10 protein-coding genes are annotated in these 9,619 nt (G+C 57.3%); 6 read left to right on the top strand and 4 right to left on the bottom strand.

All coding sequences use genetic code 11. The features are described 5' to 3' along the window. Positions 1–79: 79 nt before the first annotated feature. The 4 genes from gyrB to dnaA all read right to left on the bottom strand — a co-directional run bounded on the left by gyrB (position 80) and on the right by dnaA (position 6,151). Positions 80–2,491, bottom strand: coding sequence for a DNA topoisomerase (ATP-hydrolyzing) subunit B (gene gyrB / locus AACR14_RS06040; RefSeq protein ID WP_019445521.1), 2,412 nt, complete (start codon positions 2,489–2,491; stop codon positions 80–82). Continuing rightward, a complete protein-coding gene (gene recF / locus AACR14_RS06035) occupies positions 2,488–3,591 on the bottom strand; it encodes a DNA replication/repair protein RecF (RefSeq protein ID WP_019445520.1) in 1,104 nt (367 codons plus the stop codon). Before recF ends, gyrB begins: the two co-directional genes overlap by 4 nt. 2 nt (positions 3,592–3,593) lie before the next feature. Further along, entirely contained in the window at positions 3,594–4,697 is a 1,104-nt protein-coding gene (gene dnaN / locus AACR14_RS06030; RefSeq protein WP_005339306.1) for a DNA polymerase III subunit beta, read from the bottom strand. Positions 4,698–4,780: 83 nt separating this feature from the next. Beyond that, positions 4,781–6,151, bottom strand: a complete 1,371-nt coding sequence (dnaA, locus tag AACR14_RS06025; protein WP_005339307.1) for a chromosomal replication initiator protein DnaA — start codon at positions 6,149–6,151, stop codon at positions 4,781–4,783. 311 nt (positions 6,152–6,462) lie between these two features. Here dnaA and AACR14_RS06020 point away from each other — a divergent pair, with 311 nt between their 5' ends. From AACR14_RS06020 to yidD, 6 genes are all read left to right on the top strand, one after another. After that, positions 6,463–7,221, top strand: coding sequence for an amino acid ABC transporter substrate-binding protein (locus tag AACR14_RS06020; protein WP_019445519.1), 759 nt, complete (start codon positions 6,463–6,465; stop codon positions 7,219–7,221). Then, entirely contained in the window at positions 7,222–7,890 is a 669-nt protein-coding gene (locus AACR14_RS06015) for an amino acid ABC transporter permease (RefSeq protein ID WP_019445518.1), read from the top strand. 12 nt (positions 7,891–7,902) lie between these two features. Continuing rightward, positions 7,903–8,637, top strand: a complete 735-nt coding sequence (locus tag AACR14_RS06010; RefSeq protein WP_005339311.1) for an amino acid ABC transporter ATP-binding protein — start codon at positions 7,903–7,905, stop codon at positions 8,635–8,637. 270 nt (positions 8,638–8,907) lie between these two features. Next, a complete protein-coding gene (gene rpmH, locus AACR14_RS06005) occupies positions 8,908–9,042 on the top strand; it encodes a 50S ribosomal protein L34 (RefSeq protein ID WP_005307156.1) in 135 nt (44 codons plus the stop codon). Beyond that, positions 9,042–9,401 carry a ribonuclease P protein component gene (gene rnpA / locus AACR14_RS06000; RefSeq protein WP_005339313.1) on the top strand — a complete coding sequence of 120 codons (360 nt, stop codon included), beginning with the start codon at positions 9,042–9,044 and terminating at the stop codon, positions 9,399–9,401. The genes rpmH and rnpA overlap by 1 nt, the downstream gene beginning before the upstream one ends. Then, complete coding sequence (yidD, locus tag AACR14_RS05995; protein ID WP_010672280.1) at positions 9,368–9,616, top strand: membrane protein insertion efficiency factor YidD; 249 nt, start codon at positions 9,368–9,370, stop codon at positions 9,614–9,616. Before rnpA ends, yidD begins: the two co-directional genes overlap by 34 nt. Positions 9,617–9,619: the final 3 nt, after the last annotated feature.

Here is a 9,619-nt window from a genome sequence, read left to right as displayed (position 1 = left end):
AACCATATTCAGGACGGGACATACAGATGTAAAAAAGCCGCTCTTGTGAGCGGCTTTTTATTGCAATCAGCGAGTCTGATTAGACGTCGAGGTTGGCTACGCGCAGGGCGTTGGTCTCGATAAAGTCACGACGGGGCTCAACGGCATCACCCATCAGGGTGGAGAAGAGCTGGTCAGCGCCGACGGCGTCGTCGATGGTGACGCGCAGCATGCGGCGGGCTTCCGGATCCATGGTGGTTTCCCACAGCTGGTCCGGGTTCATCTCACCCAGCCCTTTATAGCGCTGGATGTAGATGCCGCGTTTGCCTTCGCCCATCAGCCACTCGACGGCTTCCACAAAGTTGGCAACCGGCTTCACCTTCTCGCCACGCTTGATGAAACCACCTTCCTCAATCAGGTTGGCGATCTCCTTGCCCAGCGAAACCAGCTGACGGTACTCACCGGACTGCAGGAAGTCGTAGCTGAGCGGATATTCGCGGTCGACACCGTGCTGACGTACCACGGCGTGCGGCACGAACAGGCGGCGCTCTTCGTCACGACGAACCTGGATCTGGTACTGGATACCGTGGTTGCTCTCGTTGAGCACGGCTTCCATACCCTGACACCAGGCCAGCAGATCGCTCTCGCTGTTCAGCAGCGCTTCGTTCAACTCCGGCTGATAGATCAGCTGGGTCAGCACGGCTTCCGGCGCACGACGAGACATACGGGTGATCAGGTGAGTCACCGAGCGGTGCTGGTTGACCAGACGCTCCAGCGCCTCGCCGCCGATGGCCGGGGCAGACTCGTTGACGTGCAGGGTAGCACCATCCAGCGCCATGGCGGTCTGGTACTGCAGCAGCGCGTCTTCGTCTTTCAGATACTGCTCCTGCTTGCCCTTCTTCACTTTGTAGAGCGGCGGCTGGGCGATGTAGACGTAGCCACGTTCGATGATTTCCGGCATCTGACGATAGAAGAAGGTCAGCAGCAGGGTTCGGATGTGCGCACCATCGACGTCCGCATCGGTCATGATGATGATGTTGTGATAACGCAGCTTGTCCGGGTTGTACTCGTCGCGACCGATACCGCAACCCAGTGCGGTGATCAGGGTGCCCACCTCTTGCGAGGAGATCATCTTGTCGAAACGGGCCTTCTCTACGTTCAGGATTTTACCCTTGAGCGGCAGGATGGCCTGGTTTTTACGGTTGCGACCCTGCTTGGCGGAACCGCCAGCAGAGTCCCCTTCCACTATGTAGAGTTCGGAGAGAGCCGGGTCTTTTTCCTGACAGTCAGCCAGCTTGCCGGGCAGACCGGCGATATCCAGCGCGCCTTTGCGGCGGGTCAGTTCGCGGGCTTTGCGGGCCGCTTCGCGGGCACGGGCCGCATCGATGATCTTGTTGACCACGATCTTGGCATCGCCCGGGTTTTCCAGCAGGAAGTCGGCCAGCTTCTCACCCATCGCCTGTTCAACGGCGGTCTTCACTTCGGAAGAGACCAGCTTGTCTTTGGTCTGGGAGGAGAACTTGGGATCCGGTACCTTGACGGAGATAACGGCAATCAGACCTTCACGCACGTCGTCGCCACTGGCGGCAGACTTGGCCTTCTTGCTGTAGTCCTCTTTGTCCATATAGGAGTTCAGAGTACGGGTCAGCGCGGTACGGAAACCAACGAGGTGAGTACCACCATCCCGCTGCGGGATGTTGTTGGTGAAGCAGTAGACCCCTTCCTGATAGGCGTCGTTCCACTGCATCGCCACTTCAACGCCAATACCATCCTGCTCGGTGGTGAAATGGAACACCTTCGGGTGGATCGGGGTCTTGTTCTGGTTCAGGTACTCAACGAATGCCTTGATGCCACCCTCGTAGCAGAAATGCGCCTCGCGGCCATCACGCTCGTCTTGCAGACGGATGGAGACACCGGAGTTGAGGAAGGAGAGCTCGCGCAGGCGCTTGGCCAGGATCTCGTAGTGGAACAGGGTATCGCTGAAAATGGCCGGGCTCGGCCAGAAGCGAACTTCGGTACCGGTACCGGTGCTGTCGCCAATCTGCTTGAGCGGCGCCTGTGGCTCACCCAGATGATAGGTCTGCTCGTAGACGTGACCGTTACGACGAATGGTCAGCAACAGCTTGTCAGAGAGGGCGTTAACTACCGAGACACCCACGCCGTGAAGGCCGCCGGATACCTTGTAGGAGTTGTCATCAAACTTACCGCCAGCGTGCAGCACGGTCATGATGACCTCTGCGGCGGAGCGGCCCTCCTCCTCGTGCATGTCTACCGGGATACCCCGGCCATTGTCACGCACAGAGACAGAACCGTCGGAATGGATCTTGACCAGAATATCGGAGCAGTAGCCAGCGAGCGCCTCGTCAATGGAGTTATCGACGACCTCGAACACCATGTGGTGCAGACCCGAGCCATCATCCGTATCGCCGATATACATCCCCGGGCGCTTGCGGACCGCATCCAGCCCCTTCAGCACCTTGATATTCGAGGAGTCGTAAGTATTTTCACTCATAGCTTACTCTCTGCCTTCTCTAACGTTTCGGAGATTTTACCCTGTTCCACGTGGAACAACTTGCAGTCATTCGCATCCATCATGTCTGCGAGCTGACCGGTGTCGATGGCGGTGATAAACACCTGGGACGCACACTGCTTCAGCCTTGCGGCCAGCAAGCGGCGCTTGTCGACATCCAGTTCAGAGGCAAAATCGTCAATTAAAAAAATACAGCCACGGCTGCTATGTTGATTCAAATAGAGCCCTTGGGCCAGTCGCATGGCGCAGACCAGCAACTTCAGCTGACCCCGGGACAAAATATCCTGAGCGGGCACCCCGTTCGCCTTGAGGCGCACATCGGCTTTCTGTGGACCGACACCGGTATAGCCCAGCGCCCGATCCCGCTCAAACCCCGCCTCCAGCAGATCGCCGAGGGGAGTATCTTTCTCCCAGCCCCGGTAAAAGCCGAGACTGATATTGAATTCCGGCAGAAAATCCGCCGTCATCTCCTTGATCAGGGGCGTAATGGCCTGACAATAACTGGCGCGAAACTCGGCCAGCTCACCACCCAGCCGCACCAGCTCCTGATCCCAGAACGCCAGCTGGCGGTACTGGGTGCTCTGGCGCAGCAGCGCATTGCGCTGTTTCAGCAGCCGCCGCACTCGTCCCCACAGGGCAAAGAAGGTCGGCTCCTGATGGAAAACGCCCCAATCGAGCCAGGCACGGCGAGCCTGAGGCCCGCCCGTCAGCAGGTTGAAGCCATCGGGATGGATCAACTGCACCGGCAACAGCTCCGCCAAATCGGCCAGCCGCTGGGCCTGCGCCCCGGCAATCTTGAGCTGGGTCTCGCCACTCTTGTCTTTGGCAAGACCGATCGGTACCTGACGCCCCTCCAGTTCACACTGGGCAAACAGGGTAAACGCCCTCTCCCCCTGGCGGATGACCCGCCCGGTCAAATGAGTGCGAAAGGAGCGCCCCAGACCAAGGTAGTGAATGGCTTCCAGCACGCTGGTCTTGCCGCTGCCATTGCACCCGACCAGAATGTTGAGGCCGGGCGACAGCTTGAGACTGGCTTGCTGGATATTGCGAAAGTCGCTGAGCTGGAGTTTGACCAGGGACACGACTAGATCCGCATCGGCATCACCACGTACTGAGCATCCTGATGTTCAAAATCCTCAATAATGGCACTGCTGATGGAATCGCTCAGGCTAATCCGAATTTGGTCACATTTTAACGTATTCAGCACGTCGAGCACATAAGAGACGTTAAAGCCGATCTCCATCTCGCCAGCGGCATATTGTACGTCAAGCAGCTCTTCGGCTTCTTCCTGTTCCGGGTTGTTGGCGGTGATGCGCAGCAGGTTTTCCTGCAGATTGAGACGCACCCCACGGAATTTCTCGTTGGAGAGGATGGCGGCGCGGGCAAACGCCTGACGCAGATCCTCACGGCCGGCGATCAGGGCCTTGTCGCTGTTGCGCGGAATGACGCGACGCCAGTCCGGGAAGCGGCCATCCACCAGCTTGGAGGTGAAGATGAAGCCGTCCAGTGCAGCCCGCAGATTGCTGCGACCGATCTGCAGCCGCACCGGCTTGTCTTCCGCCTCCAGCAGACGCACCAGCTCCAATACCCCTTTGCGCGGCAGGATAACTTGATGATCGGGCAGCGATTCCCCTACTACCTCGCGGCGGCAGGTGGCCAGACGGTGACCGTCGGTCGCCACGGTGCGCAGACCGTGACCTTCGCTCTCGAACAGCATGCCGTTCAGGTAGTAACGCACATCCTGGCTGGCCATGGAGAACTGGGTCGCATCGATCAGCTTCTTCAGCTCCAGCTGGCTGATATCGAACTCGAGCACGGATTCCCAATCCTCGATGTTCGGATACTCGGTCGCCGGCAGGGTCGAGAGGTTGAAGCGGGAACGACCGGACCGGATGATCAGGCGCTCGCCTTCGGTATTGAGACGGATCTCGGCGCCTTCCGGCAGACCACGGCAGATATCCAGCAGCTTGCGCGCCGGTACTGTGGTGCGGCCATCTTCGCTGGCCCCGTTCAGATAGACCTGACCGATCATCTCTACTTCGAGATCGGTACCGGTCAGTGACAACAGACCGTTGCTGACATCAAGCAGCACGTTGCCGAGGATCGGCAGGGTCGGTCGGCCGCCGAGGGCGCCGGACACCAGTTGCAGAGGACGTAACAGGGCCTCACGGCTAATTTCGAGCTGCATCTGTGCTCTCCGTTGTGATTAGGAGGAAAAGATTCGGATCAGGTTGGAATATTCGCGCTGCATCTGTCCACTCGATTCCGTTATCAGGAAGAAAGGGTACGGATCAGGTTGGAATAGTCCTCCTTGATGTCGTGACTCTCCTCCTTCAGCTGCTCGATCTTGCGGCAGGCATGAAGAACGGTAGTGTGGTCACGGCCACCAAAGGCATCACCTATCTCCGGCAAACTGTGGTTGGTCAGCTCCTTGGCCAGTGCCATCGCCAGCTGGCGCGGACGGGCAACGGAGCGGGAACGACGCTTGGAGAGCAGATCCGCCAGCTTGATCTTGTAGTACTCCGCCACCGTCTTCTGGATATTGTCGATGGTGACCAGCTTCTCCTGCAGTGCCAGCAGGTCGCGCAGCGCTTCGCGCACGAAATCGATGTTGATGGCACGGCCGGTGAAGTTGGCGTTGGCGATCACCCGGTTGAGGGCGCCTTCCAGTTCACGGACGTTGGATCGCAGACGTTTGGCGATGAAGAAGGCCACTTCGTCAGGCAGATGGATCTGGTTCTCATCAGCTTTGCGCATCAGGATCGCGACGCGGGTCTCCAGCTCCGGCGGTTCGATCGCCACGGTCAGGCCCCAGCCGAAGCGGGACTTGAGGCGATCCTCGACACCGTTGATCTCCTTCGGATAGCGATCCGAGGTCAGGATGATCTGCTGGTTACCTTCCAGCAAGGCATTGAAGGTATGGAAGAACTCCTCCTGGGAGCGCTCCTTGTTGGCGAAAAACTGGATGTCATCGATGAGCAGGGCATCGACGCTGCGGTAGTAACGCTTGAACTCTTCAATGGCGTTGTTTTGCAGCGCTTTCACCATGTCCTGAACAAACCGCTCGGAGTGCATATAGATGACTTTGGCATCTTTTTTACTCTCCTTGATGGCATTGCCAACGGCGTGCAGCAGGTGAGTTTTACCCAAGCCGGTGCCGCCATAGAGGAACAGCGGGTTGTAAGCACCACCCGGATTGTCCGCTACCTGACGGGCAGCCGCACGCGCCAACTGGTTGGACTTACCCTCGACGAAATTCTCGAAGGTATAGTTCACGTTGGTATTGCTCTTGTGGTTCGGCTCGGGCTTGGCTTCAGCCTTGCTTTCCCAGCTCTTCTGCAAGTTATTCACAGGCGCGGCACCCTGTACCGGCGCTCTGGCGACAGCAACAGGATGGGGACGATTGCCTATATCAAAACGCAGGGCGGGGCCGTCGACCCCGCAGAGTTCGTTGATGATGCCGTTAACCCGGATGAGATACTTGTCCCGTACCCAGTCCAGAACAAAGCGATTCGGTGCATACAGGGTCAGAGTATTGTCACTCAACTCCGCTTGAAGCGGCCGGATCCACATGCTGAATTCTGCCGAGGGCAACTCATCTTGCAGCCGGTTAAGGCACTGCTGCCATAGCGAAGCAGTCACTCTAAACTCCTGTCGATTGATTAACTAAAGACCGGCTATTCTACGTTTTTAGCCGCCGGATCTCCAGCCATCGCCCGGTGGATCCAGCAAATAAGATCCTTGACTTTCAAGGATCCAGCGCCTTTGGATCAGATTTCATCCCCAAAGTTACCCACAGCTTGATCCACCGTCCTGATTGGTCGATCCCGTGCTTCTCTCCTGTTATTTCATATAACCAAATGTCATTTATTTTTTAAATTTTATTCCAATAACATCAGGGCCAAACCAGTTATTACAACTACAAATACAAGACATTGAGAGAGAGAAACACCATGAAAACATCCATCAAACTGATTTCCGGCGCAGCCATCCTGCTCGCCACCCTGTCCGGTCAGGCCATCGCCCAGGAGACCATCAAGGTCGGCATGTCTGGCAAATATTTCCCGTTCACTTTCGTCAAGCAGGACAAGCTGCAGGGCTTTGAAGTGGATATGTGGAACCAGATCGGCGAGCGCACCGGCTACAAGGTCGAATTCGTGACTGCCAGCTTCTCCGGCCTGTTCGGCATGCTGGAAACCGGCCGCATCGACACCATCTCCAACCAGATCACCATCACCGACGAGCGCAAGGCGAAGTACGACTTCTCCCAGCCTTACGTCTATGACGGCGCCCAGATCGTGGTACGCAAGGGCAACAGCACCATTCATGGCATCAAGGATCTGGAAGGCAAGAGCGTTGCCGTGAACCTGGGTTCCAACTTCGAAGAGCTGCTGCGCAAGAACGACCCGAACAAGAAGATCGATATCCGCACCTATGACTCCGCCTTCGAGCAGGATGTCGCGCTGGGTCGCATCGATGCCTTCGTGATGGACCGCGTCTCCACCGCCCAGCTGATCAAAGAGTCCAAGCTGCCGCTGCAACAGGCTGGCGCACCGTTCGAGACTATCGAGAACGCCCTGCCCTTCCTGAAGACCCCGGAGAAACAGGCACTGCTGAAGAAGGTCGACGAGGCCCTGACCGCCATGCGCAAGGATGGCTCCCTGCGTCAGATCTCCGAGAAATGGTTCGCTTCCGACATCACCGACAAATAAATGATGGAATTTGACCTCGAATACACGCTGGGGCTGTTTCCCATCCTGCTCAAATACCTGGGCACCACGATGGAAATGGCCCTGTGGGGATTCGTGCTGGCACTCGTACTCTCGCTGGCCCTGGCGATAGTACGGGTGTTTCGCGTCCCCGCGATTCACTGGCTGGCGATGCTCTATATCTCGTTCTTTCGGGGTACACCGCTACTCGTTCAGCTGTTCCTGCTCTACTACGGATTGCCGCAACTGTTCCCGATCTTCGTGGGGATGGATGCCTTTACCGCCGCCATCGTCGGTCTGACCCTGCACTTCGCCGCCTATATGGCTGAGTCGATCCGCGCAGCCATCCTCGGCATTCACAAAAGCCAGATGGAAGCGGCGCTCAGTATCGGCATGAGCCGTTATCAGGCGATGCAGCGGATCATCCTGCCGCAGGCGGCCCGCATCGCCACCCCGTCGCTGATGAACTACTTCATCGACATGATCAAAAGCACCTCGTTGGCCTTCACCCTGGGAGTGGCCGAGATCATGGGCAAAGCGCAGATGGAAGCCTCCTCTTCCTTCAAGTTCTTCGAGAGCTTTATGGCGGTGGCGCTGATCTACTGGGTGGTGGTGATCTTCTTTACCCGCTTGCAGCATCTGCTGGAAGTCCGTCTCAACCGTGCCTATTAAAGGAGGGCGTTCATGATCAAGCTAACCGGCCTCTCCAAGGCATATCACGGCAATCAGGTGCTCAACGGCATCGATCTGGAGGTCAAAAAGGGGGAAATTGTCGTCATCATCGGCCCCTCCGGCACCGGCAAGTCGACCCTGTTGCGCTGCCTGAACCTGCTGGAGACCCCGGATGCGGGCACCCTTGCCATCGACGATCTCGAGCTGAATCTGGCCAAGGCCAGCGAACAGCAGGCGATCGAGCTGCGCAAGCGGGCCTCCTTCGTGTTCCAGAACTACGCCCTTTTTGCCAACAAGACGGCGCTGGACAACATCGCCGAAGGGCTGATCACCGTCTGGAAGCAGCCAAAAGCGGAGGCCCGCGCCACAGCGCTCGGCATCCTCAAGGACATTGGCCTCGCCGACAAGCAGGATGCCTATCCGGCCTCCCTCTCCGGCGGCCAGCAGCAACGGGTCGGCATTGGCCGCGCCATGGCGGCCCACTCCAAGGTGATCCTGTTTGACGAGCCCACCTCGGCCCTCGATCCCGAGTGGGTCGACGAGGTTTTGGGACTGATGAAAGAGTTGGCCCGCCAGCACCAGACCATGGTGGTGGTGACTCATGAGATTGAATTTGCTCGTGATGTTGCCGATCGGGTGATCTTCATGGAAGGGGGGCGGATCGTCGAGCAGGGCCCGCCGGATCAGATATTGGTCGATCCCAAGGATCCCCGTACCCGGGAGTTCTTGCGGAAAGTCCTTAAATAGCTCTCTCTTTGGCGGCCTGGCCGCCTTTTTTATTGAGGGATCCCTTGTTTAACCCCGGGTTGCCAGTATAATCCGGAGCCCTTGATCCTCTGGATCCTCACGCTCGGCAGCGGCCTTTTCAAGACCACGGCAGGATGAGAGGGAACGGCGGATTGACTAAAAGCCGAACTCTGTTTAGAATTCGGCCTCTTTTGCTAGTCGTCACACGCTATAGCTGGCGCGTCGGCTAAGTGTGACAATCAAAACTGTACAGAAATACGGAATCGAATCATGAAACGTACTTTTCAACCGTCCAACCTGAAGCGCAAGCGCTCTCACGGTTTCCGCGCCCGCATGGCAACTGCCAACGGTCGTAAAGTTCTGGCCGCTCGTCGTGCCAAGGGTCGTGCCCGTCTGGTAGTTTAATGCCTACCCAGCACACCTTCTCTCGGGAGTTACGTCTGTTAACTCCCGAACACTTCAAACGCGTTTTCGCCGAGCCTGTCCGGGCTGCTTCCCCGCAAATTACGCTTCTCGCCTGCCCCAATTCACTCGAACACTCTCGTCTTGGTCTCGCTGTGCCCAAAAAAGCACTCAAGCGTGCCGTCTGGCGTAACCGTGTCAAACGGGTGGTCCGGGAAAGTTTCCGCCTCAAACAACATCAGCTGCCCGCTATCGACATCGTGGTGATCGCCAAAGCCGGTGTGAAAGAGATGGATAACGAGGAACTGTTCAAGTTACTGGAAAAGCTATGGCGCACTCTGTCACGCCGTTGCAATGGGTAGCTATCAAACTGATACGCCTGTATCAGCTAATCATTAGCCCTCTGCTCGGGCCGCGCTGCCGTTTTACTCCAACTTGTTCCCAATTTGCGATAGAAGCCATCCGACTTCACGGTTTCATAAAAGGCGTTTGGTTAGCTAGCAAACGTCTATTAAAATGCCATCCCTTATCCGAGGGTGGTTATGACCCGGTTCCGCAACCAAAGCGAAGAAACTGAAGA

The organism is Aeromonas sp. 159 (genome assembly GCF_963862045.1).
Taxonomy (GTDB): domain Bacteria; phylum Pseudomonadota; class Gammaproteobacteria; order Enterobacterales; family Aeromonadaceae; genus Aeromonas; species Aeromonas veronii.
Note: the sequence above shows the minus strand (reverse complement) of the source record. Positions and strands in the feature narration are given on the sequence as shown.

Excerpts from the sequence above, each read along its gene's own strand:
- gyrB (WP_019445521.1), bottom strand. The coding sequence starts at position 2,491 with ATGAGTGAAAATACTTACGACTCCTCGAATATCAAGGTGCTGAAGGGG.
- AACR14_RS06010 (WP_005339311.1), top strand. The coding sequence starts at position 7,903 with ATGATCAAGCTAACCGGCCTCTCCAAGGCATATCACGGCAATCAGGTG.
- dnaN (WP_005339306.1), bottom strand. The coding sequence starts at position 4,697 with ATGCAGCTCGAAATTAGCCGTGAGGCCCTGTTACGTCCTCTGCAACTG.
- rpmH (WP_005307156.1), top strand. The coding sequence starts at position 8,908 with ATGAAACGTACTTTTCAACCGTCCAACCTGAAGCGCAAGCGCTCTCAC.
- AACR14_RS06020 (WP_019445519.1), top strand. The coding sequence starts at position 6,463 with ATGAAAACATCCATCAAACTGATTTCCGGCGCAGCCATCCTGCTCGCC.
- rnpA (WP_005339313.1), top strand. The coding sequence starts at position 9,042 with ATGCCTACCCAGCACACCTTCTCTCGGGAGTTACGTCTGTTAACTCCC.
- AACR14_RS06015 (WP_019445518.1), top strand. The coding sequence starts at position 7,222 with ATGATGGAATTTGACCTCGAATACACGCTGGGGCTGTTTCCCATCCTG.
- yidD (WP_010672280.1), top strand. The coding sequence starts at position 9,368 with ATGGCGCACTCTGTCACGCCGTTGCAATGGGTAGCTATCAAACTGATA.